This is a genomic window from Cupriavidus sp. Agwp_2 (genome assembly GCF_040784895.1).
In the GTDB taxonomy this organism is placed as follows: domain Bacteria; phylum Pseudomonadota; class Gammaproteobacteria; order Burkholderiales; family Burkholderiaceae; genus Cupriavidus.
The window spans coordinates 2,918,350-2,943,243 of record NZ_CP088083.1; the positions used below are offsets into that span (position 1 = coordinate 2,918,350).

The following is a 24,894-nucleotide window of genomic DNA, read 5'->3' on the forward strand; positions in this document are numbered from 1 at the left end:
ACATACGAAGTCGGTATTTGACCACACACCGCGCTGCCTCCGGAATCTTCCTACCCCCGCAAAGCAAGCCCAGGGCCAAATGCGACCCCGCGGCGGGCCGATACTGTAAAATCCTGCCCCACTGCATCCATTACACGCCCACGCGGCGCATACGGTTTCACCATGGCCATGTACGAATCCGAGATCACCCAGTTCCTGAAGCAGCTCAAGCAAGAGCGCCCGACGCTCGAAGCCGAGCAGCGCGACGGCCGCGCCCTGCTGTGGGACAAGGCGCCGATCGACCTGGAAGAGCGCGCCCGCGCCCAGGCATCGCGCGTGGCCCAGAAGCCGTACGTCTACTCGCAGGACAACTGATCTCCGCCAGCGCCGCGTGAGCACAGCCGATCAGGACAAGGTGCCGCTGCCCGTCGCGGTCGCCGGCGCTGCCGACAACCCTGCCGGAGCCTCGGGTCCCGCCGACATGGTCGACGGGATGGCGTTCGCGCGCCTGTACGGCGAGCCGCTGTTCAAGCTGCCGCAGGACCTGTACATCCCGCCCGATGCGCTCGAAATCTTCCTGGAAGCGTTCGAAGGCCCGCTGGACCTGCTGCTGTACCTGATCCGCAAGCAGAACTTCAACGTCCTCGACATCCCGATGTCGCAGGTCACGCGCCAGTACCTGTCGTATATCGAGCAGATCCGCAAGACCAACCTGGAGCTGGCGGCGGAATACCTGCTGATGGCGGCCATGCTGATCGAGATCAAGTCGCGCATGCTGCTGCCGGTCAAGAAATCCGACAGCGACGAAGACGCCGAGGACCCGCGCGCCGAGCTGGTGCGCCGCCTGCTGGAGTACGAGCAGATGAAGCTGGCCGCGCAGCGCCTGGACACGGTGCCGCAGCTGGGCCGTGACTTCCTGCGCTCGCAGGTCTATATCGAGCAGAGCCTGGCGCCGCGCTTCCCCGAAGTCGAGACGATCGACCTGCAAAGCGCCTGGGCCGACGTGCTCAAGCGCGCCAAGCTGAACCAGCACCACAAGATCTCGCGCGAGGAACTGTCGGTGCGCGAGCACATGAGCCAGATCCTGCGCCGGCTGCAGCATGCGCGCTTCATGGAGTTCTCGGAGCTGTTCGAGGATGCGATCCGCTCGGGCAAGGGCGTGCCGGTGGTGGTGGTCAACTTTATCGCCATGCTGGAGCTGTCGCGCGAGTCGCTGGTCGAGATCACCCAGGCCGAGCCGTTCGCGCCAATTTATGTGCGATTGGCGTACAGCCCTTCCTGACCCACCCGCAGGGCAGGGTCCACCCCCGCCCCACTTGATCTACAATCCGCCGACAGCCGGCACCATACGCCCAGAAGGCAAGACGCCCGAAGGCCCGGCATGGCACAGCGCCGCCCCCCGGAGACCGGCGCCACGGGTCACACCCTCACGACAGCACACCTAGCCAGATGAAAGTCATTTCCTCCATCCAAGAGCTGCGGGACCAGCTGCGCGGCCAGAACCGCGCTGCCTTCGTTCCTACCATGGGCAACCTGCACGAAGGCCACCTGTCGCTGATGCGCCTGGCGCGCCAGCACGGCGACCCGGTGGTGGCATCGATCTTCGTGAACCGCCTGCAGTTCGGCCCCAACGAGGATTTCGACAAGTACCCGCGTACGCTGCAGGACGATATCGAGAAGCTGCAGAGAGAAGGCGTCTATGTGCTGTTTGCGCCCTCCGAGCGCGATATGTACCCGGTGCCGCAGGAATACCGCGTCGAGCCGCCGCACGACCTGGGCGACATCCTGGAAGGCGAATTCCGCCCCGGCTTCTTCAAGGGCGTATGCACGGTGGTGATGAAGCTGTTCTCGTGCGCGCAGCCGCGCGTGGCCGTGTTCGGCAAGAAGGACTACCAGCAGCTGATGATCGTGCGCCGCATGGTGCAGCAGTTCGCGCTGCCGATCGACATCATCCCGGCCGAGACCATTCGCGACGAAGATGGCCTGGCGCTGTCTTCGCGCAACCGCTACCTGAGCCCCGACGAGCGCGCCGAGGCGCCGGTGCTGTACCGCACGCTGCATGAGGTGCGCGACACCGTGCTGGGCAGCGACCGCGCCGGGGCCGACCTGCTGGCAGTGGAGGCCAACGCCGTGGCGGCGCTGGCCAAGCGCGGCTGGAAGCCGGACTATATCTCGATCCGCCGGCGCAGCGACCTGCAGGCGCCGACGCACGAAGAATTCGTCGCCGGCGAGCCGCTGGTGGTGCTGACCGCGGCCAAGCTGGGCGCGACCCGCCTGATCGACAACCTGGAAATCTGAACCCGGGCGCAGGTTCGCGGGTTCGCAGAAAAAAAGCAGGCCGCCGGCCTGCTTTTTTCATGCCCGGCGCATGGCCGCGCGCTGCGCCGCCTTCGCGACATGGCGGCGGTGCCCGCGCCGGCGCTTCCACCAGATCAGCACGCCGGTCAGGGCAAACGCCAGCGGCGCCAAGCCGAACAGCGTAATGAAGATCCGCCCCGGCAGGCCGAACGCCTCGCCGGTATGCAGCGGGAACAGCCAGTTCAGCAGCGTGTCCCCGGCGGGGGCGTCGTGCGGGTCCTTCACGCCCAGCCGCGTACCGGTCCAGGCGTCGAGCCAGAGCCGGGTCGCGCCGCTGTCCTTGCGCACCTCGTCCGGCTGGCGCAGCCGCACTTCGAAGGCGTCGCCCGGCTTGCGCGGGAAGCTGATGCGGGTGACCTGCGCGTCGGGATACTGGGACTGCGCCGCCGCCATGATCTGGCCGGCATCGAGCGGACGGGCGTCGGGCGCGGGCGGGGCCGAAACGTGCTTGGCCGGCGGCGTGACCGTCATCACCCCCGCCACGATCGGCGTCACCCATTTCGGCAGGTTGAGATACCAGCCGGAAAAGGCAATGGTGGCCAGCACCGGCGCTGCCAGGATGCCGCCGGCCCGGTGCAGCGAGTAGTTGAAGCGCGACCACGAGCCGCCATGGCTGATCCGCAGCGCCTGCCCCCACGCGCGCAGTTTCGTCTTGGGCCACCACACCACCACGCCCAGCAGCGTGGTCAGCAGCATCAGCATGCCGGCCACGCCGGTGATGGTCTTGCCGGTCTCGCCACTGAGCAGGTAGCGGTGCAGGTGGAACAGCGTCGGCAGCAGCAGCCGGCGCGAGACGCCGGCCTCGCCCCACACGCGCTCGCCCTTCACTGCCAGCGTCACCGGATCGACCATCACCTGCCGCGAGCGGCCCGGCACGGCGCCCTCCGGCCCCTTGACCGGATACCAGGCGGTGAAGACGCCGTCGCCATGGGTCGGCAGCATCAGCAGGTTGGGCCGGCCGTACGGCGGCGCGGCCAGGCGTTCGGTCACGGCCTGGACTGTCGCCCCCGTAACGGGGCCGGTAGCGGGCGCCGAGGCAACCAGCAGGTCCGGGTTGAGCCAGGCATCGAGCTCATCGCGCCACGCAATGGCCATGCCGGTCAGGCCCAGCAGGACAAAGAGCAGGCCGAGGGTCAGCCCGAGATAGAGGTGCAGCTTGACGAAGACGACGCGCAGGCGGCCGGTGACCATGGCTTGTGTTGTGAATGTGGGGCGCTGCAGCGTGCGGCGATATGACTCGAAAGCCATATCACGACAGAATGCAAATGCGAAGGATTCGCGATTCTAGCAGGGAGATGTTGCGTGGAGACGGCATGATCCGCGCTGTGGCGGATCGGGCACCGTGCGGATCAGCGTTGCAGCGGCGCGAACATGGCGCCCAGGTCGAGGTGCGCCGCCAGGGTGTCGGCGAGCCGCTCGATCGACGCTTCGCGCAGCGCGTCGAGGTCCACTGCCTGCGCCTTGTCGAGTCCTGCCCAGCGCAGCAGCGCCTGGCACCCGGCCGGGTCGTCGAACAGGCCGTGGACGTAGGTCGCCAGCACCTGGCCATCGGCCGAGCAGGCACCGTCGGGACGCATGGAGCCGTCGCCGCGGTCGAGCCACACCGCGGGCCGGTCCAGCCCGGCACCGGTGGTGACGCCGAGGTGGATCTCGTAGCCCCGCACCGGCGCGTCGGCATCCGCCAGCCGCCCGCTGACCTGGCGCAACTGCTTCTCTGCCGCGAGCGTGGTTTCGTAGTCGAGCCATCCCAGCCCCGCGCTGCTGCCGGCAGGGCCTTCGCGGCCGTCGGGATCATGCACCTGCCGGCCCAGCATCTGCATCCCGCCGCAGATGCCGACCAGCTTGCCGCCGTAGCGCAGGTGCCGCTGCAGCGCCGCCTCCCAGCCGTTGGCGCGCAGGAAGGCCAGGTCGGCACGCACGCTCTTGCTGCCGGGCAGCACCACCAGGTCGGCGGGCGGGACCGGCATGCCGGGACCGATGAACTGCAGGTCCACCTGCGGATGCGCGCGCAGCGCGTCGAAGTCGGTATGGTTGGCGATGCGCGGCAGCACCGGCACGATCACGCGCAGCCGCTGCGCCCCGGACTTGGTGGCCTGCGTGCCGATGATGGCGTCCTCCGCATCCAGGTGCAGGCCGTGCAGGTACGGCAGCACGCCGAACACCGGCTTGCCGGTGCGCGCGGTGAGCCAGTCCAGCCCCGGTTCGAGCAGGCTGATATCGCCGCGGAAGCGGTTGATGATGAAGCCGGTCACGCGCGCGCGTTCGCTGTCGGACAGGCAATCGAGCGTACCGACCAGGTGCGCGAACACGCCGCCGCGGTCGATGTCGGCGACCAGCACCACCGGGCAGTCGACCCGCTCGGCGAAGCCCATGTTGGCGATATCGCGCTCGCGCAGGTTGATTTCCGCGGGGCTGCCCGCCCCTTCCACCAGCACCACGTCGTAGGCCTGTTCCAGCCGCGCATGCGACGCCAGCACCGCCTTCATCGCCTCGGGCTTGTAGGCGTGGTAGGCGCGGGCATCGAGGTCGAGCCGCGCGCGGCCGTGGATGATCACCTGCGCGCCGGTATCGCTGCTGGGCTTGAGCAGCACCGGGTTCATGTCGGTATGCGGCGCCAGCCGCGCGGCCTGCGCCTGCAGCGCCTGCGCGCGGCCGATCTCGCCGCCGTCGGCGGTCACCGCGCTGTTCAACGCCATGTTCTGCGGCTTGAATGGCGCCACGCGCGTGCCGGCGCGCGCCAGCAAGCGGCACAGCCCTGCGACCACGGTGCTCTTGCCGGCATCGGAGGTGGTGCCCTGAACCATCAGCGTGCCGCGCAGGGCACCCGGCGGCAAGGAAAGCGGGGAATCGGTATGCATCGGCGGATTATCGCACCGGCCCTCCATGCGAGGGCCGGATGCGGCGGCTACAATACGCGGATGGAAACCCAGGCAATCGCCCCTGAATCCGCCACCGCCAGCGCGGCGAAGCCGCTTGCGGCCGGCTCGTCCGGCGCGCGGCAGCTGACGCTGGTGCTGGGCGGCGCGCGCTCAGGCAAGAGCCACTACGCCGAACAACTGGCGAGCGAGCACGCCGGCATCACCGGCGGGCCGGTCACGTATATCGCCACCGCACGCCAGGATCCCGCACTGGCCGACCAGGAACTCGAAGTCCGCATCGCGCTGCACCGCGCCCGCCGTCCCGCCGACTGGCGCCTGGTGGAAGAGCCGGTGCGGCTGGCCGATGCGCTCTATGCCAACGCGCGCCACGACGGCTGCATCCTGGTGGACTGCATGACGCTGTGGATGAACAACCTGCTCTTCCCCGACGGCCGCAGCTATCCCGATCATGGCGTAATCACGCCGCCCGATGCCTTCACCGAAGAAATCGAGTCGCTGCTGACCGCGCTGCCAACGCTGCCCGGCCACGTGATCCTGGTCTCCAACGAGATCGGCTTCGGCGTGGTGCCGATGGGCGCGATCACCCGCTTCTATGTCGATGAACTCGGACGCCTGAACCAGAAGCTGGCCGCCGCCGCCGACCGCGTGCGGCTGCTGGTGGCGGGCATCCCTGTCCCGGTCAAGGGCGCCGATCCCGCATGCTGATGCAGGCCTGGCCGGCCTGGCCGGCTTGTGTGGCCGCGGCACTGGCGGGCGTACTGCTCGACCAGTGGCTGGGCGAGCCGCGCCGCTTCCATCCGCTGGTAGGCTTTGGCCGGCTCGCTACGGCCCTCGAACGACGCTTCAACCATCCTGAACGCCGCGGCGCGCCGTGGCGGCAGCGCCTGGCGGGCCTTGCCTGCTGGTGCGTACTGGTGCTGGTACCGGCGGCGCTCGCATGGTGGCTGGTCGATGCGGCGGCGCGCTGGCACCCGCTCGCGGCACTGGCGCTGCATGCCGCCGCGCTGTATGCCGCGCTCGGCGCGCGCAGCCTGCACCAGCATATCGCCCCGATTGCCGACGCCCTCGCTGCCTCCGACCTGCCAGCCGCACGCGCGCTGACTGCGCGCATTGTCTCGCGCGATACCGCCGATGCCGATGCCGAAGCGCTCGCGCGCGCGGCCTGCGAATCGGCGCTGGAAAACGGCAACGACGCCATCTTCGGCGCGCTGTTCTGGTTCCTGCTCGGCGGCGCGCCGGCGGTGATCGTGTTCCGGCTGGCCAATACGCTTGATGCGATGTGGGGCTACCGCACGCCGCGGCTGCAGTATTTCGGCTGGGCGGCGGCCCGCATCGACGATGGGCTCAACCTGGTTCCCGCACGGCTGACCGCGCTGTCGTATGCGCTGCTGGGCGCCACCGCGCAGGCGCTGCGCTGCTGGCGCACGCAGGCGCCGGCCTGGTCCAGCCCCAATGCCGGCCCGGTGATGGCGGCAGGCGCCGGCGCGGTCGGCGTGCAGCTTGGCGGTCCGGCGCGCTATCACGGCGAACTGGAACAACGCCCGCCGCTGGGCGCGGGCAGCGCACCGCAAGCCGGACACGTGATGGCGTGCCTGCGGCTGGTGCAGCGTACCTTGTGGCTGTGGCTGGCGCTTGCGGGCGCCAGCGCGCTGGCCGTTCTTGCCTTGTCCGCACCGACGTGAGCGCTGCCCTTCCCCCGATCCGCCATGGCGGCAACCTGCTGGCCGCGGTACGCCGCTACGGCCGCGCCGAAGCGGACTGGCTCGACTTGTCCACCGGCATCCATCCCGACGGCTATCCCGTGCCGGCGCTGCCCGCTTCCGCGTGGCAGCGGCTGCCGCAGGACGGGGATGGACTGGCCGAGCTGGCCGCCCAGGCCTTCGGCGCGCCGCAGGCCTTGCCGGTGGCCGGCTCGCAGGCCGCGATCCGCGCGCTGCCAGGCCTGCTGCGGCCGGGGCGCATCGGGATTGCCGCGCTCGGCTACAGCGAGTACGCACCGGCCTTCGCCGCGGCCGGACATACGGTGGTGCCACTGGACGAAGCGGATTTCGCCCGCACGAACCTTGCCGATGCGCTCGACCATCTGGTCGTCGTCAATCCCAACAACCCGACCGCCCGGCTGCTGCCGCCGGCAACGCTGCTGCGCTGGCATGCAGTGCTGGCCGGGCGCGGTGGCACGCTGCTGGTCGATGAAGCCTTCATCGATTGCCTGCCTGCGGCTTCGGTCGCCGCGCACAGCGGCATTGAGGGATTGGTTGTGCTGCGCTCGATCGGCAAGTTCTACGGTCTCGCCGGCATCCGCTGCGGCTTCGTGCTGGCGCACCAGCCGTTGCTCGATGCGCTGCATGAGCGGCTGGGCCACTGGACCGTCTCGGGGCCGGCGCGCGCCGTCGCCCGCCATGCGCTGGCGGACCGCCAGTGGCAAGAAGCCAACCGTGCGCATCTGGGCCTGTCCGGCGCGCGGCTCGGCACGCTGCTGGCACGCCACGGGCTGACCGCCGTGGTGCACCCGTTGTTTTGCTGGGTTCCGCATGCCGAGGCCCTGGCGCTGCACGAAGCACTGGCACGCCATGGCGTCTGGACCCGATACTTCGAAGCCGCCGGCGGCTGCCTGCCAAGCCTGCGCCTGGGCCTGCCGCCCGACCGGGACGAAAGCTGGCAACGGCTCGATGCCGCGCTGGCCGCCGTGACCGCCTGACCCTCACCATGCACACACTGAAATTCGCCATTGCCCCGGCGCTGGCCGCCACCGCCCTGCTTGCCGCGCCCTCCGCCCAAGCCTCGGTATCGGTGGTCGACGATGCCGGCCAGACCATCACACTGGCCCAGCCGGCGCGCCGCGTGGTCTCGCTGGCGCCGCACGTGACCGAGATGATCTTTGCCGCGGGCGGCGGCGATCGCATCGTCGGCACGGTCCACTACAGCGACTACCCGCCGCAGGCGCGCGACATCCCGCGCGTGGGCGACAACAAGGCGCTGGACCTGGAGCGCATCGCCGCGCTCAAGCCCGACCTGATCGTGGTCTGGCGCCATGGTAACGCGCAGAAGCAGACCGACCGCCTGCGCGCGCTCGGCCTGCCGCTGTTCTACAGCGAGCCGCGCAAGCTGGCATCGATCCCCGAAAACGTAGAGAAGCTGGGCACGCTGCTGGGCACGGAATCCACCGCGCGGCGCGCCGCCGACAGCTTCCGCCAGCAGGTGGAGACGCTGCGCAAGACCTACGCGGCGCGGCCGCCGGTGACCGTGTTCTACCAGGTCTGGCAGCAGCCGCTGATGACGCTCAACGGCCAGCACCTGGTCAGCGACATGCTGACGCTGTGCGGCGGGCGCAACCTGTTCGGGGCCGAGACGCCGCTGGTGCCGACGGTGTCGGTCGAGGCAGTGGTGGCGGGCAATCCGGAAGCGATGCTGACCGCGGGCATGGGCGCCACGCGCTCGGACCAGCCGCTGCCCGACTACGCGATGTGGCAGCGCTGGAAGCAGGTCACCGCGGTGGCGCGCAACAACCTGTTCGTGATCGACGGCGACCTCGTCAACCGCGCCGGCCCGCGCGTGGTGCAGGGCATCGAGCAGATCTGCAAGGACCTCGACCTGGCGCGCAGCCGGCGCCCGGCGCGCTGATCAGCCGCCGCGGTTCCACCCGCAGTTCCACCATTCGAGCCGCGCGGCTCCCGCACCCAGGCGGAAGCGGCAGCTCGCGCCGAAGCCCAGGGCCCAGTTGACCGTCACTGCCAGCGGCACGCCCAGCCAGTGCGCGGCCAGCATGCGCATCGGCCCGGCATGGCTCACAACCCACAAGCAATGGTCGTCCCGTACGTCGAGCGCATCGGCCCAGCCGACCACGCGCGCCATCGCCTGCGCCGGCGACTCGCCGCCATGCGGGCGCGCATGCAGCAGGTCCGCGGCCCACTGGTCCAGCGCGGCGCGGTCGATCGCATCCCACGCCACGCCTTCCCAGTTGCCGAAGTCCAGCTCGCGCAACAGCGGTTCGGTGGCAATGGCCGGCACGCCGGCCGGCAAGGTCTGCACCAGCGCCTGCGCCGTGCCAAGGGCGCGCGCCAGCGGGCTGCTGACGATGCGCGCGGGCGCCGGCAGGCCCGCCGCGATCTGCGCGGCCGCCGGCATCAGTGGCGACACCAGCGGCAAATCGAGGCAGCCGTAGCAGGTGCCCGCGGCTACCTCCGGCTGCGCATGGCGGATCAGGACCACGTCCATGCGGCAGCCACCAGGTAGAGCAGGATCTCCGCGCACTGCTGGGCCATGCCCAGGCAGTCGCCGGTATAGCCGCCGATGCGGCGCACGAAGTAGCGGCCGAGCAGCAGGCGCAGCCCCAGCAGGGCCGCCATGGCCGCCACGCAGAACGCCGGCGATAGCAGCCACAGCGGCACCACCCCGCACAGCAGCGCGAACACCAGCCCTGCCCCGGCCAGCCGCTGCGCCACCGGCTTCGCCTTGCCTTCCGCGCGCACGTATTGCAGCGTTGCCAGGTAGCTGACCGCCATCGCGCGGCTGGCGGCATGCGCGGCCACCAGCACCGCCAGTAATATCGCCGGCCCGCCCTGCGCGCCGATCGTCACCAGCAGTTGCCACTTGAGCAGCAGCGCCACCACCAGCGCGATCGCGCCGAACGCGCCGATGCGCGAGTCATGCATGATGCGCAGCACGTCTTCGCGCTGCCATGCGCCGCCGAAGGCATCGACGCAGTCGGCCAGCCCGTCCTCATGGAAGGCACCGGTCAGCAGCAGCGTGGCGGCCATGCCCAGCAGCACCGCCACGCCGATCGGCCACCACTGCAGCGCCCCCCACGTGACCAGCGCACCGGCGCCGCCGACCAGCAGCCCCACCAGCGGGAAATAGCGCGCGGCGGCGTGCAGGTAATGCGGTTCGAATCCGACCCAGCGCGCCAGCCAGCCCGGCAACGGCACACGCGTAAAGTAGCCCAGCGCGGTCAGGAAATAGCGCAGCTCGCCGCCGGGTCCGGCTGGCGTGGGTACCGGGTCGGACGGCACGCTCATGCCGAGGCGGTGCTGACGCCGGCGCCGCTGAAGGTCGCCATCTCGTTAAGGAACGCAACCGCGGACGCGAGCAGCGGCCACGCCAGCGCCGCGCCGGTGCCCTCACCCAGGCGCAGGTCCAGCGCCAGCAGCGGTTCGGCGCCGAAGTGGTCCAGCAGTGCACGGTGGCCGCGCTCGTGCGAGCAATGCGTGAACACGCAGTACTGCAGCACGTTGGGGTCGATGCGCTGCGCCACCAGCAGTGCAGCCGACGCGATAAAGCCGTCGACCAGGATCACCATGCGGCTGGCCGCGGCGGCGAGGAAGGCGCCGGCCATCATCGCGATCTCGAAGCCGCCGAACGTCGCCAGCACATCGAGCGGCGCCTGCGCATCGGCGTGCAGCGCGAGCGCGCCTTCCAGCACCTCGCGCTTGCGTGCCAGCCCGGCATCGTCCAGCCCGGTGCCGCGGCCGATGCAGTCCGCCAGCGGCAACCCGGTCAGCCGCTGCATCAGGCATGCGGCGGCCGACGTATTGGCAATGCCCATCTCGCCGAAGCCGATCACATTGCAGCCTTGCTGGGCATGCCGCAGCACGCGCGCCATGCCGGCGGTCATCGCCGCCGCGGCCTGCTCCGGCGTCATCGCCGGTTCCTGCGCGAAGTTGCGCGTGCCGTCGGCGATGCGGCAGTTGACCAGCCCGGGTGCCGCCGGCAGCGGCACGCGCACGCCGGCGTCGACGATTTCCAGCGCAATGCCGTGCTGGCGCGAGAACACATTGATCGCCGCGCCACCGCCCAGGAAATTCTTGACCATTTGCGCGGTGACTTCGGCCGGATAGGCGCTGACGCCCGCGTCGGCCACGCCGTGGTCGGCGGCAAAAACGATCACCGTGGGCCGCTGCAGCACCGGCCGCTGCGTGCCGAGGATCAGGCCCAGCTGCAGCGCCAGCGATTCCAGCCGGCCGAGCGCGCCGAGCGGCTTGGTCTTGTCGTCGATGGCGGCCTGCAGCGCGGGCCGCAGCGTGTTGTCGAGGGGAGTGATTTCGGGAAACTGCATGATGCTGTGGTTCTGGTGGTCTGTATCGGGGGCTACATCGGGGGCTACATCGGGGGCTACATCGGGGACTACATTTCCACGCCGCGCTGCGCCTTGATGCCCTGCTGGAAGGCGTGCTTGACCGGCGTCATGTCGGTGACGGTGTCGGCCGCCTCGACCAGCGCCGGCGGCGCGCCGCGGCCGGTGATGACTACGTGTTGCATCGGCGGGCGCGCGCGCAGGTCGGCGACGACCCGATCCACATCAAGATAGTGCAGCTTGAGCGCGATGTTGAGTTCGTCGAGCAGCACCAGCCCGATCGCCGGGTCGCGCAGCATGGCGCGAGCCACTTCCCACGCGGCTTCCGCCTTGGCCACGTCGCGCGAGCGGTCCTGGGTGTCCCAGGTATAGCCCTCGCCCATCACGTGGAACGCACATTCCTCGGGGAAGCGGCGCAGGAACATCTCTTCGCCGGTCGGCTGTGCGCCCTTGATGAACTGGACCACGCCGGCACGCATGCCGTGGCCGAGCGCGCGCACCACCATGCCAAAGCCGGAGCTGGATTTGCCCTTGCCGTTGCCGGTGGTGATGACGATCACGCCACGTTCGTCCTGCGCCGCGGCGATCTTGGCGTCGATCACTTCTTTCTTGCGCATCATGCGCGCCTTGTGGCGCGCGTCGCGCTCCGGGTCATCGGTGGCGGGGTTGTGGGAGTCAGTCATGGGTTCGGGTCTTGCGTAAAGGGACGCGGCGCCTTGGCGCCGTCGGGAATCAGTGCAGTATGCACGCCGTCGCTGACGCTGACGATGGGCGTGCGCAGCGCACGCGAGCAGCGTTCGGGGGTCAGCACCTCGGCCGCGGCGCCGTGCAGCGCGGTGCCGTCTTCGGCCATCAGCAAGGCATGGGTGGCGTAGCGCAGCGCCAGCGTCAGGTCGTGCAGGATCACCACGATGGCGTGGCGACCGGCGCGGGCCAGCGCGGCAAGCTGCTCCAGCACCAGGATCTGGTGGCGCAGGTCGAGGTGCGACACCGGCTCGTCGAGCAGCAGCAGCGGCGCCTGCTGCGCCAGCGCGGCAGCCAGCGAAGCGCGCTGCCGTTCGCCGCCGGACAGCGTCAGCACGTCGCGGGCCGCCAGTGCCTCGATGTCCATGGCGCGGATCGTGTCGCGCACCACGCGGTCATCCTCGCGCCCGGTCCAGCCCCAGCCGGACAGGTGCGGATGGCGGCCCACGCGCACCGCATCGAGCACCGACATCGAGAACGTATCGTGCACTGCCTGCGGCAGGTACGCGCGCTGGCGCGCCAGCGCCGACGGCGCGACCTGAGCCGCCGGCTTGCCGTCGATCTCGACGCTGCCGCCGTCCACGTGGCGCAGGCCCGCCAGCGCGGTCATCAGCGTGGACTTGCCGGCGCCGTTGGGACCGGCGATGCACCACAGCTGGCCGACGCCGATGTCCATCGTCAGGTGCTCGACCAGCACGCGCTGGCCGGTGCGCAGCCGCACATCGCGCAGCGCCAGCACGGGGCAGGCCGCAAGCGGCTGCGACCAGTCGGCGGGCGCGTTCATCGCGGCCTCCGCAGCAGCAGGTAGAGGAAGGTCGGCACGCCCAGCAGCGCCGTGATCACGCCCACTGGCAGCTGTGCCGGGGCGATCACGGTGCGGGCGATCAGGTCGGCCGCCATCAGCAGCGCGCCGCCCAGCAGCACCGCGGCCGGCAGCAGCAGGCGCTGGTCGTTGCCCCACGCCAGCCGCACCAGGTGCGGCACGACCAGGCCGACAAAGCCGATCGAACCGGCAGTGGTGATGGCCACGGCAATGCAAACCGAGGAGAGCAGGAAAGTCAGCAGCCGCACACGGCCTACGCGCACACCCAGCGACTGCGCCACGGTCTCGCCCAGCAGCATCACGTTGAGCGCGCGCGCCATCGGCATGGCCAGCAGCAGCGCGACGATCATCGTCGCCAGCGCGCCGCCGTAGCTTGCGGTGCCGCCCAGGTCGCCGGTCAGCCAGAACAGCATGCCGCGCAGCCGGGATTCCGGCGCCACGGCGAGGATCAGCGTGATCACCGCGCCCCACCCCGCGGCGAGGATCACGCCCGTCAGCAGCAAGCGCGCGCCAGCTTCGCGATGGCCGCCCTGCACCTGCGGGTGCAGCAGGTCGCGCCGCGCCAGCGTGGCCACCAGCAGCATCGAGCACAGCGCGCCGACGGCGGCGGCCGTCTGCACGCCCCACCACGGCGCCAGCACCAGCATCGCCAGCAAGGCGCCGACCGACGCACCGCCGGAGACGCCCAGCACATAGGGTTCGGCCAGCGGGTTGCGTAGAAGCACCTGCATCAGCGCGCCGGACAGGGCCAGCAGCCCGCCGCAGGCAAAGGCGGCGGCCGCGCGCGGCAGGCGCAGCTCGCGCACGATGGCGCCGGCGGTGCCGGTGTCAGCACCGGCGAGCGCCTGCCACAGCTCGCGCGCATCGAGCGAGACGCTGCCCAGCGCAAGCGACGCCGCGAAGACTACGGCTGACGCCAGGGCGAGCGCCAGCCACAACGCGAGGGCGCGCCGGAACTCAGACATGGCGCGCCCGTGCGCTCATCGCTGGCGCCAGCCCAGCGTGATGAAACCCGCGCGCCCCTGCGTGTTGTAGGGATAGGCGAGCTGGTAGTCCTTGTCGAACAGGTTTTCGACGCGGGCGGCAACAAACCATTGCTTGTCGATGTTGTAGCGGGCGTTGAGGTTGACGATACCGTATCCGCCCAGGCGGCGCGAGCCGGCGTCCATGCGCGACGACGATACCAGCCATTCGCCGCCGAAGCGCCAGTTGCCGAAGTTGCGGCCCACGTCCAGCGCGGCGTGGCGGCGCGCGCGGCGCAGCAGCTGGGTGTTGTTCTGCTCGTCGACCGGATTCTGGAACGTCACGCTGGCGCCGAGGTCGGTGCCGTAGACGGTGGCGCGCCACGACGCCTCGATACCCTGCACCTTGGCCTTGTTGACGTTCTCGGCCAGGAACATGCCGTTGGGCTGCAGCGCCGACACGATCAGGTCGTCATAGCGGGTCTCGAACGCGGTCACGCGCAGCAGCCCCGCCGTGGCGGTGGTGTACTGCACGCCCGCCTCGACCGACTTGGCGCGCTCGGGCTGCAGGTTGGGCTGGCCGAAGTTGGGGAAGTACAGCTCGTTGAAGGTCGGCGCGCGGAAGGCGTTGCTGACGCTGGCGATCAGCTTGAACGCATCGGTCACGTTATAGCCGTAGCCGGCGAAGAAGCTGCCCTGGTTGCCGAAGTCGGAATAGTGGTCGTTGCGCGCATTGAGCTGCAGCTGATGCTTGCCGATGCGCCCGTCGTAGCCGCCGAACACCGAGAACACGTTGCGCGTGGGCGCGCCATAGGAACTCGACACCAGCTCCTGCTGCAGGTAGTCGGTGCCGAACAGCAGCGTGTGGTTGGCGGCAACCGCGTACTCGTTCTGCCAGTTGAACTGGCGGTTGCGGGTATTGAAGGTGCCGTTGGGACGCCCGTTCAGGAAGGTGTCGCTGTTGTCCGCGCTCTGCGACAGCTTGAAGTGCGTGGTCCAGTCGGCGCCGACCTTGCCGTTGACGAAGGCCGACAGCGCGTACAACTCGCTGTTGGTGCGGTTGTCGTCGGTCGGGCGGCCGAAGGCACTGTCGAACGACAGCTTGCTCTTCGAGTAGTAGCCGCTGAAGCCCGCATCCCAGTCGGGCGTGAAGCGGTGCTTCACCTGGCCCGACACGCTCTGGTTCTCGTACGGGTTGTCGTTCGGGTTGGCGCGCGGCGCCTGCTGCGTATTGATCGCCGAGAAGCCATCGGTCTTGAATGCCGAGCCGGTCAGGTTGAACGAGGTATCGCCGACCTGCCCGCCGTAGCCAACGGTGCCCTGGCGCGTGTTGTTGCTGCCGTACTCCACCGCCGCATTGGCCGCGGGCGCCTGGCCCGCGCCGCTCTTGGTAAAGATCTGCACCACGCCGCCGATCGCGTCCGAGCCATACAGCGCCGACACGTTGCCGCGCACCACCTCGATCCGGTCGATCTGGTCGGGCAGGATATTGGCCAGCTGCGCGGTGCCGCTGCTGACGGACGAGACGCGCACGCCATCGATCAGGATCAGCGTCTGGTTGGAGTTGGCGCCGCGCATGAACAGCGAGGTGTTGGTGCCCATGCCGCCGTTGGCCGTGAGCTCCACACCGGCCTGGTTGCGCAGCAGCGTGCGCAGGTCGGGTGCCTGCGAATTGACGATATCGTCCTGCGTCACCACCGTGGTATGCGGCAGTGCCTCGGTAATGGATTGCGCGGTGCGGGTGGAAGTCACCACCACCGGGGCCAGCTGTTGGGCGGTGCCGCTGTCGGCGGCTTGCGCGAACGAGGTGGCCGGGACCAGGGTGAACGAGGCAATGGCTGCCGCAATCGCAGACGAAGTTGCGGGCACGAACGGACGCACCGCCGGGGCTGCCGGGCGGGTCGACCTGTGAAGCGATGAACGCATGATGCAGGACTAGGTAGGAACGGCCGGGCCCGTTCCCCCGCGGACCATATGGCGATGAGGCGTGCCGCGCACGGGCGGCAGCCCGCGTTCAGGCCGGTATCCGGGCTGGCGACTCGGAACCGGCGCCTTCCCGAACGTGAGGTTCAGTGGCGTGTGGCCGGTCCTGCGTGGACATGTGGCCGGGATCGGATCCCGGTCATTGCCGGCGGCCCTTCCGGCAGGCTGGTGCGGAAGTGGCTGGCGCTGGCGGATGCGCACGCGGTCGCTTACCGTTGCGGGGGCAGCACAGGTTGGCCCGTCCGGCGCGCGGCCGGCAAAGCTCCCTGTTTCCCGTTGAACTGCCCTTTCGCCAGGGACGAAAAGGGCGAGCACCTGGAACGTGCGCGAGTGTAGGGAGTTTCGCAACCCGCGTCAACGCGGTGCCCGTAGTGTTTTGTCACAACTCTGCCGAGGTTTTGGGTGCAGAAGGCTGCAACTTCCATGCAGGTACCCGGTCACAAACGCTTCCCATCGCATTGTGTGCGGCGGCGCATCGGCTAGAATCGCGTTACCTGACTTTTATCCCATCATGACAGGCCCTATGCTCAACGAACTCGAACAACTGGCCGCGAAGATCGGGCGCGTGCTGCACCATGCGGACACCCTGGCGGCAGAAAACCAGCGGCTGCGCGACGAGATCGCCCGGCTGGAGGGTGAAGCCACGCAGTTGCGCAACGAGCGCGAGGCCATGGCAGCCGACCGCGAGTTGCTCAACATCAAGATCGAAGAAGCGCAGCTGCGCATCCAGTCCATCCTTGACAAGCTACCGACAGCCAGCGACACGCGCCAGCTCGACCTGCTGGGCGAGGGCGCCGCGGCAGGCGCAGAGCCGCACAAGGCCCCCGGAGAACACGCATGAGCAACAAGCAAGTCGAAGTCAACATCGCCGGCCAGCCGTACCGATTTGCCATCGCGCCCGAGAACGAGGCCGCGCTGCTCGAGGCGATCGCACTGGTCGACACGCAGATGAACAAGCTGCGCAACGGCCTCGCCGCCAAGGGCGTCGAGCGCGTGGCGGTAATGGCCGCCATTTCGATCGCGTCCGATCTGCTGGCCCTGCAGCGCAAGCAGCAGGCCGAGGGCACGATTCCGGTCGAGGCCATCCATGCGCGCATCCGCGAACTGAACGAACGCGCCGACGAAGCGTTGCGGCAATACGCGCACGTGGGCACCGGCACGAGGGCTGAGCGGGCCGGTTGAAGCCCGCCCGGGCAGCCCCATATACCGTGGAAATGGGGGGATGTGCAGCGGATGCCGCGCTGTCGCGCAAAATGTAACGATACGCGCGTGTGGACTTGGTAAGGCCTGCGACGCGGTGTATAGTGTAGCCAGACTGCACGAGGCACCACAGAAGTGCAGCTAACTGGCCAGGTTATCGCGCCCGGCCGCCGTTTTCATCCCATCCTAGTTAGAAACGGCAAACGTCTGACATCCCGCAGGCAGGTCACCTACCCGACCGGTCGAAGCGGTTGTAGCGTCAGACGTTTGACAGTTTCCCTGCCTGGTTCGTGAGGGTCATAAACTCCTTGAACCGATATGCATTGCATGGTGCGGGATCATGTCGCGTGGGCGAGCGCGTCGTCGCATTCATAGTCTGGGCCTGGCTTGGACTCCCTGAGTGGATGATGTACCCGAAATGCGACTTCCGCAGCCACTCTGAACCTCACTTGGGTTCAGGATGCCGACCCAGCGGCCGAGGCGGGGACCCCCTAAAAAGGCGGTGGTTTTCTGAACCATCGCCTTTTTTCTTTGCGCACGCGCGTGCCCCATGCCCGCGCACCCCGACCCCTTCATCCACGAACCGCGCCGTGAGCCCGAACCCGAACAAACGCGCCCGCCAGTACTGGCTGATGAAATCGGAACCGGACGAGGCCAGTATCGACGACCTCGCCCGCGAGGGGACGCTGCCCTGGACCGGCGTGCGCAACTACCAGGCGCGCAACTTCATGCGCGACGCCATGCAGATCGGCGACGGGGTGCTGTTCTACCACTCGTCGTGCCCCGAGCCCGGCATTGCCGGCCTGGCGGAGGTCTGCTCCACGCCCTACCCCGACCCGACCCAGTTCGATGCCAAGAGCCCGTACTACGACGCCGCGTCCAAGTCCGATGCGCCGCGCTGGCTGCTGGTCGACGTGCGCTATGAACGCAAGAGCGCGCTGATTCCGCTGGCGGCGCTGCGCGAGCATGAGGAACTGGCCGACATGGTGGTGCTGCGCCGTGGCAACCGGCTCTCGATCACGCCGGTCACGCCGGCGGAATGGCGCTTCATTACCGCCAAGCTGATGCGCTGAGGCCGGGGCGCGGATCATCTATGCAGCTTGCTACCCTGCCGGTGCTGGTCCCTGCGCTGCTGGCCCTTGGCGCCTTTACCGGCTTCTGCGCCGGGCTGCTCGGCGTCGGCGGCGGCATGATGATGGTGCCATTCCTGACGCTGCTGTTCACCGCGCTGGGCTTTCCCATGGAAGCCATCGTCCATATGGCGATCGCCACGTCGATGGGCACCATCCTGTTCACTTCCCTGTCGTCGGTGCGCGCGCACCACAAGCGCGGCGCGGTGCGCTGGCCGGTGGTGCTGGCGCTGGCACCGGGCATCGTGCTCGGCGGCATGGTCGGCGCCGGGAAGGTCTTTGCCGCGCTCAAGACCAGCTGGCTGTCGCTTGCCTTCGCCGTGTTTGTCGGGTTTTCCGCGCTGCAGATGCTGCGCAGCCGCCGCCCGGCCCCGAGCCGGCAACTGCCGGGCGCGGCGGGCATGATGGGCACGGGTGGCGTGATCGGGTTCCTGTCGAGCCTGGTCGGTGCCGGCGGCGCCTTTGTCTCGGTACCGTTCATGACCTGGTGCAACGTGCCGATCCACAACGCGGTGGCGACATCGGCGGCGCTGGGCTTCCCGATCGCGGCGGCCAGCGTGGCGGGCTATGTCTGGAGCGGCTGGCAGATGCCGGGACTGCCGGCGGGATCGCTCGGCTACATCTACCTGCCGGCGTTGCTTGTCATTGCCGCGGCCAGCGTGCTGACCGCGCCGCTGGGCGCGCGCACCGCGCACCGGATGGATGTGGGGCAGTTGCGCAAGGCGTTTGCGCTGCTGCTGCTGTGCCTGGCCACCTATATGCTGTGGAAAGCCTGGCAGGCCTTCTGACCCGTACGAGTTTGCACCCCGCCTTTGCAACAATCGTTTGCAATCTCGCGGAACATTTCACGCCCTGTTTCCGTCTGATATCCACTATGTTTTTTTGGGAGTTCTCATGCCGCCTGTCCGGCATGCGCAAGGTCAAAAAAGGCAGATCAAGGAAGACTATCTGGGTAGCAAGGAACCGAAGGAAATTCTGGAATGACAATCGTCACCCGCACTCTCTATGCGACGTCGTCGTGCGTGTCTACGCTTCGCGCAGTGTGCAGGGCGACGGCGTTCGTCCGAGCAGACCTCTGGCGTCGCTACGGCGCGCTGGGGAACGTCGGCAAGAGTGCGGCCGATATTCGCAAGGAAGTGACGGCTGGCGGCTGGTATGCCTCGCTGGCGGTGGACGGCACAATCCGAGCCGAGACCACGAAGGACGCCGTCAATGACATCCTGACGTACAAGGCGGCTGCCTGCGCGAAGGTGCGACAAGCCATCGCAAAGCGGACCTCCGAGGAGGCAGAGCGAAAGCGACTCTATACCCTGCTCAAACGTGACAAGTGGCTCGAAGACAAGTACCTGCACCGGATGATGCGCAAGTACTTTCGGCACGGCGTTTCGAGTTGCGACAATCAGTTCATCGTCCGCTCGGACAAGCATCAGAGCCGCGTCAGGGACGGGCACCTTGTCGTCACCATACACATCGCTAGGCAGTACGGCCCTCCGATCGAGCTCACGACGAACAGCAACGGCAAGAACGTGGACATCACGGGTTGCAACCTGCGTGTGATCGTCAAGGGTGACGCGGTCGAAATCCACTACGCTACGGCGAAGGCCCACGGGCGCCCCTGCGGCTCGGGGGAAATTGGCGTCGACAAAGGCTACACCGAGGCCTTCGCCGATTCAGATGGCGAGCATCATGGGCAGACGTTCGGCGCCGTGCTGAGCGCTTTCAGCGACCAGGTTTCGAAGACCGGCAAAGCACGAAATCGGCTGCATGCTCTCGAAAAAGCCAATCGCAAAGCCGGTCGCATCGCCAAGGCGGAGCGCATCAGGAAGTGCAACCTTGGACGCGTGAAACTGCAGGCGCGCAGGGACCGCACGCAGCAGCGGTTGCGCACGATTGCCTATCAGTGCGCCCATGCCATCGTGGACAAGGCGGCAGTGGTCGGTTCGGAAGATCTGACGTCCCCCATCAAGGGGAGGAGTCAGTGGCGGCACTACAACCGCCGCATGAGCGCATGGGCCAAGGGTGTACTGGCTCAAGCGCTCGATGAAGTTTGCACGCAGCGTGGAGCGACGCACGTCGTCGTCAACGCCGCCTACACGTCGCAAATGGACTCGTTCACGGGCTTGCTGGAAGGCAAGCGCGAGGGCGACAAATTTTACCGTGCCAACGGGGACGTGCTTCAGGCGGACACCAATGCTGCGCGGAACGTGCGGAGCAGGATTCACGACCGGGAAATCACCCAGTATATGCCTCACCTCCAGGTGAAGCAGGTTCTGCTCGCGCGCTCCTCCGGCGCAACTGAGCGTCAAGCGGCTTCAGTTGGGCGGCGCAAGCCGCGTCAACGAAGTGCGGATAAATCCAATGCTCAACTTTGAGCAGATTTTATGGAACAGAACAAGATGAAACAATGGCTTGCCGCCACCCTGCTGGGCACCACCGCCATCGTCGCTTCGGCGCATGGCGGGCCGACCGAAACGCCGGCTGGCGTGCTGTCGCTGTCGGCACAGGCCGTGAGTGAAGTGCCGACCGACATCGTGCACCTGACGCTCGCCGCCGAACAGGAAGGCGCAGAGCCCGCGGCAATCTCGTCGGCGCTGGCCACGCGCACCCAGGCCGTGCTGGCACAGGCCAAGCGCACGCAGGGCGTGACCGCGGAATCGGGCGGCTTCACCATCCACCCCAGCACCGACCGCAACGGCCGCATCAGCACCTGGCGCGGGCGTTCCGAGGTCATCCTGAAGTCGCGCGATTTTTCCGCGGTGTCGAAGCTGGCGGGCGAACTGGCCAGCCAGATGCAGGTGCAGAACATTGCCTTCTCGCTGTCGCGTGAAGCGCGCGAAGCAGCCGAGGCCAAGCTGGCCGACCAGGCGGTGGCGTCGTTCCGCAACAAGGCGCAGTCGACCACCAAGCTGTTTGGCTACAACAGCTACACCATCCGGGAAGTCAACGTGAGCGAAAGCGGCGTGGTGCCGCCGATGCCGCGCATGTATGGCGCAGCCAAGGCGATGATGGCCGATGCCGCGGTGCCGGTGCCCGTGGAAGGCGGCAAGACACAGGTGACGGTGTCGGTGAACGGGTCGGTGCAGATGCTGAAGTAAAGGCCGTTGAGAGGCGGCCGGCTTGCGGTGCTTCCAAGCCGCCTGAGCTAGGCTCAGCAAGATGTTCTCCCTCTCCCCTCATGGCTTCATGGGGAGAGGGAGCAAACCCTCAGCGTCACAAGCGTGTTACAGCGCTGCAAACTGCTGCCGCAGCACGTTCTTCTGCACCTTCCCCATCGTATTGCGCGGCAGCTCGTCCACCACGTGCACGCGCTTGGGCACCTTGAAGTTGGCGATACGGCCCTTGAGCGTGCCGATCATCGCCGATTCATCGATCTCCGCGCCCGGCTTCTTTACCACTACCGCCACCACCGCCTCACCGAAGTCCGCGTGCGGCACGCCGATCACGGCGCTCTCGGCCACCCCCGGCATCTCGTCGATAAAGCTTTCGATTTCCTTCGGGTAGACGTTGTAGCCGCCCGAGATGATCAGGTCCTTGCTGCGGCCGACGATGGTCAGGTAGCTTTCCGGCACCTGGCGCTCGCCAGCCTGGCTGGCGATGGCACCACCGAAGCGGCCGACGTCGCCGGTCTTGAACCACCCGTCTTCGGTGAACTCTTCCCTGGTTTTTTCCGGCATGCGCCAGTAGCCATGGAACACGTTCGGGCCCCTGACCTCGACGTTGCCGATCTCGCCCGGCGCGCAGAGGCCGCCTTCGCCATCAACCACGCGTACCGAAACGCCAGGCAGCGGCAGGCCGACGGTGCCGCCGATGCGCTCGCCCAGCGCCGGATCATACGGGTTCGACACCAGCATCACCGTCTCGCTCATGCCATAGCGCTCCAGGATGGTGTGGCCGGTGCGCTCGCGGAAGGCGTCGAAGGTTTCCAGCAGCAGCGGCGCCGAGCCCGACACGAACAGCCGCATGCGGCGGCAGGTGTCGTCGTCGAAGCGCGGCTCCTGCAGCATGCGCACATAGTAGGTCGGCACGCCCATCATCACGGTCGAGCGCGGCAGGAATTTCAGCACCTGCGCCATGTCGAGCCGGGGCGCCCAGATCATCTTGGCGCCGGCCAGCAGCGCGCCGTGCGAGGCCACGAACAGGCCGTGCACGTGGAAGATCGGCAGCATGTGCAGCAGCACGTCGTCGCTGCGCCAGCCCCAGTATTCGTGCAGCGTCTGCGCATTGGAGGCGAGGTTGCGGTGCGTCAGCATCGCGCCCTTGCTGCGGCCGGTGGTGCCCGAGGTGTAGAGGATGGCCGCAAGGTCGTCGTCCGCGCGCGCTACGGTGGCAAAGGTGTCGTCCTTGCCGGCGGCGCGTGCCAGCAGCGAGCCGCTGCGGTCATCGTCCAGCGTGAAGACGTGGTTGACGCCGTGGCGGAACGCTACCTTGGAGACCCAGCCGAAATTCTTGCTGCTGCACACCACCACCGACGGCTCGGCGTTGCCGACGAAGTAGTCGATCTCCGCCTCCTGGTAGGCGGTATTGAGCGGCAGGTAGACATAGCCCGCGCGCAGCGTGGCCAGGTACAGGAACAGCGCCTCGGGCGACTTCTCGACCTGCACGGCCACGCGCGCGCCTTCGGGCAGGTTCAGCGAGGCCAGCAGGTTGGCCAGCTTGGCGGTGGCGCGGTCGAGGTCGTCCCAGCTGTAATACAGGCCGTCGTGGGTCTCGATGCAGCAGGCGGTGCGGTCGGCGGGAAAGCGGGTTTCGAACAGGGCGAACAGGTTGGCGTTCATGGTGTGGATCGAACGAAAGGCATGGAACGGTATGGAACACGCAGGGGCGAGGCCCGGGGTGCAGGATCGTGCGGGCATGACAATCCTGCATTCTGGCAGATTTGCCTACTCTCCCCGGAACTGCGGCGCCCGGCGCGCCAGGAAGGCGGCCACGCCCTCGGCATGGTCGGCGCCCTCCGCATAGGCGAAGTGCTCGTCAAGCTCGGCCGGTGACAGCGGCGCCGTCATCGGCGCCAGCCGGCGGATGGTGGCCTTGTTGATGCGTGCCGCGGCGGGTGCGCCGGCGGCAATGCGACGCACCGCGGCATCGACTTCGGCGGCCAGAGCCCCCGGCTCGACCACGCGCGTAAGCAGCCCCTTGGCACGTGCCTCGGCAGCGTCGAAGACGCGGCCTTCGAGCAGTATCTCGAGCGTGGCCGCGCGGCCGGCCAGCGCCAGCAGGCCTTGCAGCTCGCCCGGCGCCATCGGGAAGCCGAGGCGGTTGATCGGTACGCCGAAGCGGCTGTCCGAGGCGGCGATCCGCAGGTCGCAATGGCACGCGATCTCCAGCCCGCCGCCCACGCACACGCCCTCGATCATCGCCACGGTCGGGTGCGGGCATTGCGCCACCGCCGCCAGCGCCGGCGCGATGGTGGCCATGTGGTAGTGCCGCACCGCGGCCTCGTCGCCGCGTTCGGCGGGAAACTCGGCGATGTCGGCGCCGGCGGCAAAGTTGCCGTCGGCGCCGCGCACCACCACGCAGCGCAGCGCGGGATCGGCTGCCAGCCGGGTGAAGCCCGCGGCCAGCTCGCGCCACATCTGCGCGGAAATGGCATTGAGCTTGCCGGCGTGCGACAGCGTCACGGTCGCCGTGGTGCCCTGCGTGGCAAAGATGACGGTGCCGCTCATCGCGGCGCCCCGGTGCATCGGATCAGCATGGCATGGCGCTCCGTCAGTCCATCTTGGCGCCGGACTGCTGCACCACCTGCGCCCAGCGGCGGATCTCGGCACGCTGGAACTGCGCGAACTGCTCCTGCGTGAAGGCCGGCGTCTCGGAGCCGTTGTTGAGCCAGACCTGTTTCATTTCCGGCGTGTTCAACGCCTTTTCGGTCTCGGCGTACAGGCGGTCGACGATCTCCTTGGGCGTACCCTTGGGCACCCACATGGCATACCAGGTCGAGACCTCGTAGTTCGGCACCCCGGCCTCGGCGGCGGTCGGCACATTGGGGAAGGCTGCCGAGCGCTTGCTCGAAGCCACTGCCAGCGCCTTGATGCGGCCCGCGCGGATATGTTGCGCCGACGAGCCAAGGCCGTCGAACATCAGGTCGACCTGGCCCGCGATCAGGTCGGACAGCGCCGGGCCAGCGCCCTTGTACGGGATATGGGTGATGAAGGTCTTGGTCTGGATCTTGAACAACTCGCCCGCCAGGTGGTGGGCCGAGCCGTTGCCGGCCGAACCGTAGTTAAGCTTGCCGGGATTGGCCTTGGCGTAGGCGATCAGCTCCTGCAGCGTGTTGGCCTTGACGCGGTTGGGATTGACCACCACGACCTGCGGCGGCTGGGCGATCACCGTCACCGGGATGAAATCCTTCTCGATGTCGTAGTCCAGCTTCTTGTAGAAGGACGGGGCGATCGCATGGTGCGCGCCGCCGATAAACACGGTGTAGCCGTCCGGCGCGCCCTTGGCCGCGATGCTGGCGCCAACCGTGCCGCCGGCGCCGCCGCGGTTGTCGATCACGAACTGCTTGCCCAGTTGCTTGGACAGCTGCGCGGTCAGCGGGCGCGCAAACGCGTCGGTGCCGCCGCCGGCCGGGAACGGCACAATCACGGTGACGGGCTTGGACGGCCAGGCATCGGCATGCGCGGCGGGTGCCGCGAACAGCGTGGCGGCGCCGATGCCGGCCACACCCAGTGCCATGCCCGCTGCGCGAGCGCACGCGGCCAGGCTGAACTGACGACGATTCATCTTGCTGTCTCCTCTCTCTCTTTTCTTCGGAAAGTCGATCTGATTG

General features: G+C 68.3%; 25 protein-coding genes, 1 other RNA gene and 1 riboswitch. Of the genes, 14 read left to right on the forward strand and 12 right to left on the reverse strand.

All coding sequences use genetic code 11. From position 1 onward, the window contains the following. The first annotated feature begins 162 nt into the window (after positions 1 to 162). The 3 genes from LPA45_RS13640 to panC all read left to right on the forward strand — a co-directional run bounded on the left by LPA45_RS13640 (position 163) and on the right by panC (position 2,277). On the forward strand, positions 163 to 354 hold the full coding sequence (locus tag LPA45_RS13640; RefSeq protein WP_029046065.1) for a DUF3460 family protein: 192 nt from the start codon (positions 163 to 165) through the stop codon (positions 352 to 354). Positions 355 to 370: 16 nt separating this feature from the next. After that, the gene (locus LPA45_RS13645; RefSeq protein WP_116317959.1) at positions 371 to 1,261 is read left to right on the forward strand and encodes a ScpA family protein; all 891 of its coding nucleotides are present in this window, start codon (positions 371 to 373) and stop codon (positions 1,259 to 1,261) included. A 167-nt stretch (positions 1,262 to 1,428) separates the two neighbouring features. Continuing rightward, a complete protein-coding gene (panC, locus tag LPA45_RS13650) occupies positions 1,429 to 2,277 on the forward strand; it encodes a pantoate--beta-alanine ligase (RefSeq protein ID WP_116317960.1) in 849 nt (282 codons plus the stop codon). A 57-nt stretch (positions 2,278 to 2,334) separates the two neighbouring features. On the opposite strand, the gene LPA45_RS13655 is transcribed toward panC, so the two are convergent. Further along, positions 2,335 to 3,528, reverse strand: a complete 1,194-nt coding sequence (locus LPA45_RS13655) for a PepSY-associated TM helix domain-containing protein (RefSeq protein ID WP_367395022.1) — start codon at positions 3,526 to 3,528, stop codon at positions 2,335 to 2,337. A 158-nt stretch (positions 3,529 to 3,686) separates the two neighbouring features. After that, on the reverse strand, positions 3,687 to 5,195 hold the full coding sequence (locus LPA45_RS13660) for a cobyric acid synthase (RefSeq protein WP_367394612.1): 1,509 nt from the start codon (positions 5,193 to 5,195) through the stop codon (positions 3,687 to 3,689). Positions 5,196 to 5,255: 60 nt separating this feature from the next. On the opposite strand from LPA45_RS13660, the gene cobU reads away from it, so the two are divergent. The 4 genes from cobU to LPA45_RS13680 are packed head-to-tail and all read left to right on the forward strand — an operon-like array spanning position 5,256 to position 8,837. After that, a complete protein-coding gene (gene cobU, locus LPA45_RS13665; protein ID WP_116317963.1) occupies positions 5,256 to 5,921 on the forward strand; it encodes a bifunctional adenosylcobinamide kinase/adenosylcobinamide-phosphate guanylyltransferase in 666 nt (221 codons plus the stop codon). Next, the gene (gene cbiB / locus LPA45_RS13670; RefSeq protein ID WP_317922992.1) at positions 5,915 to 6,898 is read left to right on the forward strand and encodes an adenosylcobinamide-phosphate synthase CbiB; all 984 of its coding nucleotides are present in this window, start codon (positions 5,915 to 5,917) and stop codon (positions 6,896 to 6,898) included. Before cobU ends, cbiB begins: the two co-directional genes overlap by 7 nt. After that, positions 6,895 to 7,914 carry a threonine-phosphate decarboxylase CobD gene (cobD, locus tag LPA45_RS13675; protein ID WP_367394613.1) on the forward strand — a complete coding sequence of 340 codons (1,020 nt, stop codon included), beginning with the start codon at positions 6,895 to 6,897 and terminating at the stop codon, positions 7,912 to 7,914. Before cbiB ends, cobD begins: the two co-directional genes overlap by 4 nt. Before the next feature lie 8 nt (positions 7,915 to 7,922). After that, complete coding sequence (locus tag LPA45_RS13680; RefSeq protein ID WP_367394614.1) at positions 7,923 to 8,837, forward strand: cobalamin-binding protein; 915 nt, start codon at positions 7,923 to 7,925, stop codon at positions 8,835 to 8,837. On the opposite strand, the gene LPA45_RS13685 is transcribed toward LPA45_RS13680, so the two are convergent. The 7 genes from LPA45_RS13685 to LPA45_RS13715 all read right to left on the reverse strand — a co-directional run bounded on the left by LPA45_RS13685 (position 8,838) and on the right by LPA45_RS13715 (position 15,741). Next, positions 8,838 to 9,431, reverse strand: coding sequence for a histidine phosphatase family protein (locus LPA45_RS13685; protein WP_116317967.1), 594 nt, complete (start codon positions 9,429 to 9,431; stop codon positions 8,838 to 8,840). Then, complete coding sequence (locus LPA45_RS13690; RefSeq protein WP_317922995.1) at positions 9,416 to 10,231, reverse strand: adenosylcobinamide-GDP ribazoletransferase; 816 nt, start codon at positions 10,229 to 10,231, stop codon at positions 9,416 to 9,418. The genes LPA45_RS13685 and LPA45_RS13690 overlap by 16 nt, the downstream gene beginning before the upstream one ends. Continuing rightward, positions 10,228 to 11,268 (reverse strand): nicotinate-nucleotide--dimethylbenzimidazole phosphoribosyltransferase, encoded by a 1,041-nt coding sequence (gene cobT, locus LPA45_RS13695; RefSeq protein WP_317922996.1) that lies wholly within the window; start codon positions 11,266 to 11,268, stop codon positions 10,228 to 10,230. Before cobT ends, LPA45_RS13690 begins: the two co-directional genes overlap by 4 nt. 68 nt (positions 11,269 to 11,336) lie before the next feature. Then, entirely contained in the window at positions 11,337 to 11,969 is a 633-nt protein-coding gene (gene cobO / locus LPA45_RS13700; RefSeq protein WP_116317970.1) for a cob(I)yrinic acid a,c-diamide adenosyltransferase, read from the reverse strand. Next, the gene (locus LPA45_RS13705) at positions 11,966 to 12,814 is read right to left on the reverse strand and encodes an ABC transporter ATP-binding protein (protein WP_116317971.1); all 849 of its coding nucleotides are present in this window, start codon (positions 12,812 to 12,814) and stop codon (positions 11,966 to 11,968) included. Before LPA45_RS13705 ends, cobO begins: the two co-directional genes overlap by 4 nt. Next, positions 12,811 to 13,818 (reverse strand): iron ABC transporter permease, encoded by a 1,008-nt coding sequence (locus tag LPA45_RS13710; protein WP_317922997.1) that lies wholly within the window; start codon positions 13,816 to 13,818, stop codon positions 12,811 to 12,813. Before LPA45_RS13710 ends, LPA45_RS13705 begins: the two co-directional genes overlap by 4 nt. Positions 13,819 to 13,833: 15 nt before the next feature. Next, complete coding sequence (locus LPA45_RS13715) at positions 13,834 to 15,741, reverse strand: TonB-dependent receptor domain-containing protein (protein WP_317922998.1); 1,908 nt, start codon at positions 15,739 to 15,741, stop codon at positions 13,834 to 13,836. 73 nt (positions 15,742 to 15,814) lie between these two features. After that, positions 15,815 to 16,132: riboswitch (cobalamin riboswitch) on the reverse strand. Positions 16,133 to 16,321: 189 nt separating this feature from the next. On the opposite strand from LPA45_RS13715, the gene LPA45_RS13720 reads away from it, so the two are divergent. From LPA45_RS13720 to LPA45_RS13750, 7 genes are all read left to right on the forward strand, one after another. Next, a complete protein-coding gene (locus LPA45_RS13720; protein ID WP_317922999.1) occupies positions 16,322 to 16,639 on the forward strand; it encodes a hypothetical protein in 318 nt (105 codons plus the stop codon). Further along, the gene (locus tag LPA45_RS13725) at positions 16,636 to 16,980 is read left to right on the forward strand and encodes a cell division protein ZapA (RefSeq protein WP_116317975.1); all 345 of its coding nucleotides are present in this window, start codon (positions 16,636 to 16,638) and stop codon (positions 16,978 to 16,980) included. The genes LPA45_RS13720 and LPA45_RS13725 overlap by 4 nt, the downstream gene beginning before the upstream one ends. A gap of 291 nt (positions 16,981 to 17,271) precedes the next feature. Beyond that, a non-coding RNA gene (ssrS, locus tag LPA45_RS13730) (6S RNA) lies at positions 17,272 to 17,489 on the forward strand. Positions 17,490 to 17,588: 99 nt separating this feature from the next. Next, the gene (locus LPA45_RS13735; RefSeq protein WP_317923000.1) at positions 17,589 to 18,071 is read left to right on the forward strand and encodes an EVE domain-containing protein; all 483 of its coding nucleotides are present in this window, start codon (positions 17,589 to 17,591) and stop codon (positions 18,069 to 18,071) included. A 20-nt stretch (positions 18,072 to 18,091) separates the two neighbouring features. Further along, on the forward strand, positions 18,092 to 18,916 hold the full coding sequence (locus LPA45_RS13740) for a sulfite exporter TauE/SafE family protein (protein WP_317923001.1): 825 nt from the start codon (positions 18,092 to 18,094) through the stop codon (positions 18,914 to 18,916). 192 nt (positions 18,917 to 19,108) lie between these two features. Then, a complete protein-coding gene (locus LPA45_RS13745; RefSeq protein WP_317923002.1) occupies positions 19,109 to 20,500 on the forward strand; it encodes a transposase in 1,392 nt (463 codons plus the stop codon). 24 nt (positions 20,501 to 20,524) lie between these two features. Continuing rightward, positions 20,525 to 21,223, forward strand: coding sequence for an SIMPL domain-containing protein (locus LPA45_RS13750; RefSeq protein ID WP_116318260.1), 699 nt, complete (start codon positions 20,525 to 20,527; stop codon positions 21,221 to 21,223). 126 nt (positions 21,224 to 21,349) lie between these two features. Here the strand turns inward: LPA45_RS13750 and LPA45_RS13755 are convergent, their stop codons facing one another. From LPA45_RS13755 to LPA45_RS13765, 3 genes are all read right to left on the reverse strand, one after another. Then, positions 21,350 to 22,903 (reverse strand): malonyl-CoA synthase, encoded by a 1,554-nt coding sequence (locus tag LPA45_RS13755; RefSeq protein ID WP_317923003.1) that lies wholly within the window; start codon positions 22,901 to 22,903, stop codon positions 21,350 to 21,352. 105 nt (positions 22,904 to 23,008) lie between these two features. After that, entirely contained in the window at positions 23,009 to 23,791 is a 783-nt protein-coding gene (locus LPA45_RS13760; RefSeq protein ID WP_317923004.1) for an enoyl-CoA hydratase/isomerase family protein, read from the reverse strand. 43 nt (positions 23,792 to 23,834) lie between these two features. Then, entirely contained in the window at positions 23,835 to 24,848 is a 1,014-nt protein-coding gene (locus tag LPA45_RS13765; protein WP_116317979.1) for a tripartite tricarboxylate transporter substrate binding protein, read from the reverse strand. Between the last annotated feature and the right edge of the window lie 46 nt (positions 24,849 to 24,894).

Excerpts from the sequence above, each read along its gene's own strand:
- LPA45_RS13640 (WP_029046065.1), top strand. The coding sequence starts at position 163 with ATGGCCATGTACGAATCCGAGATCACCCAGTTCCTGAAGCAGCTCAAG.
- panC (WP_116317960.1), top strand. The coding sequence starts at position 1,429 with ATGAAAGTCATTTCCTCCATCCAAGAGCTGCGGGACCAGCTGCGCGGC.
- LPA45_RS13655 (WP_367395022.1), bottom strand. The coding sequence starts at position 3,528 with ATGGTCACCGGCCGCCTGCGCGTCGTCTTCGTCAAGCTGCACCTCTAT.
- LPA45_RS13660 (WP_367394612.1), bottom strand. The coding sequence starts at position 5,195 with ATGCATACCGATTCCCCGCTTTCCTTGCCGCCGGGTGCCCTGCGCGGC.
- cobU (WP_116317963.1), top strand. The coding sequence starts at position 5,256 with ATGGAAACCCAGGCAATCGCCCCTGAATCCGCCACCGCCAGCGCGGCG.
- cbiB (WP_317922992.1), top strand. The coding sequence starts at position 5,915 with ATGCTGATGCAGGCCTGGCCGGCCTGGCCGGCTTGTGTGGCCGCGGCA.
- LPA45_RS13680 (WP_367394614.1), top strand. The coding sequence starts at position 7,923 with ATGCACACACTGAAATTCGCCATTGCCCCGGCGCTGGCCGCCACCGCC.
- LPA45_RS13685 (WP_116317967.1), bottom strand. The coding sequence starts at position 9,431 with ATGGACGTGGTCCTGATCCGCCATGCGCAGCCGGAGGTAGCCGCGGGC.
- LPA45_RS13690 (WP_317922995.1), bottom strand. The coding sequence starts at position 10,231 with ATGAGCGTGCCGTCCGACCCGGTACCCACGCCAGCCGGACCCGGCGGC.
- cobT (WP_317922996.1), bottom strand. The coding sequence starts at position 11,268 with ATGCAGTTTCCCGAAATCACTCCCCTCGACAACACGCTGCGGCCCGCG.
- cobO (WP_116317970.1), bottom strand. The coding sequence starts at position 11,969 with ATGACTGACTCCCACAACCCCGCCACCGATGACCCGGAGCGCGACGCG.
- LPA45_RS13705 (WP_116317971.1), bottom strand. The coding sequence starts at position 12,814 with ATGAACGCGCCCGCCGACTGGTCGCAGCCGCTTGCGGCCTGCCCCGTG.
- LPA45_RS13710 (WP_317922997.1), bottom strand. The coding sequence starts at position 13,818 with ATGTCTGAGTTCCGGCGCGCCCTCGCGTTGTGGCTGGCGCTCGCCCTG.
- LPA45_RS13715 (WP_317922998.1), bottom strand. The coding sequence starts at position 15,741 with ATGCGTTCATCGCTTCACAGGTCGACCCGCCCGGCAGCCCCGGCGGTG.
- LPA45_RS13720 (WP_317922999.1), top strand. The coding sequence starts at position 16,322 with ATGCTCAACGAACTCGAACAACTGGCCGCGAAGATCGGGCGCGTGCTG.
- LPA45_RS13725 (WP_116317975.1), top strand. The coding sequence starts at position 16,636 with ATGAGCAACAAGCAAGTCGAAGTCAACATCGCCGGCCAGCCGTACCGA.
- LPA45_RS13740 (WP_317923001.1), top strand. The coding sequence starts at position 18,092 with ATGCAGCTTGCTACCCTGCCGGTGCTGGTCCCTGCGCTGCTGGCCCTT.
- LPA45_RS13745 (WP_317923002.1), top strand. The coding sequence starts at position 19,109 with ATGACAATCGTCACCCGCACTCTCTATGCGACGTCGTCGTGCGTGTCT.
- LPA45_RS13750 (WP_116318260.1), top strand. The coding sequence starts at position 20,525 with ATGAAACAATGGCTTGCCGCCACCCTGCTGGGCACCACCGCCATCGTC.
- LPA45_RS13755 (WP_317923003.1), bottom strand. The coding sequence starts at position 22,903 with ATGAACGCCAACCTGTTCGCCCTGTTCGAAACCCGCTTTCCCGCCGAC.
- LPA45_RS13760 (WP_317923004.1), bottom strand. The coding sequence starts at position 23,791 with ATGAGCGGCACCGTCATCTTTGCCACGCAGGGCACCACGGCGACCGTG.
- LPA45_RS13765 (WP_116317979.1), bottom strand. The coding sequence starts at position 24,848 with ATGAATCGTCGTCAGTTCAGCCTGGCCGCGTGCGCTCGCGCAGCGGGC.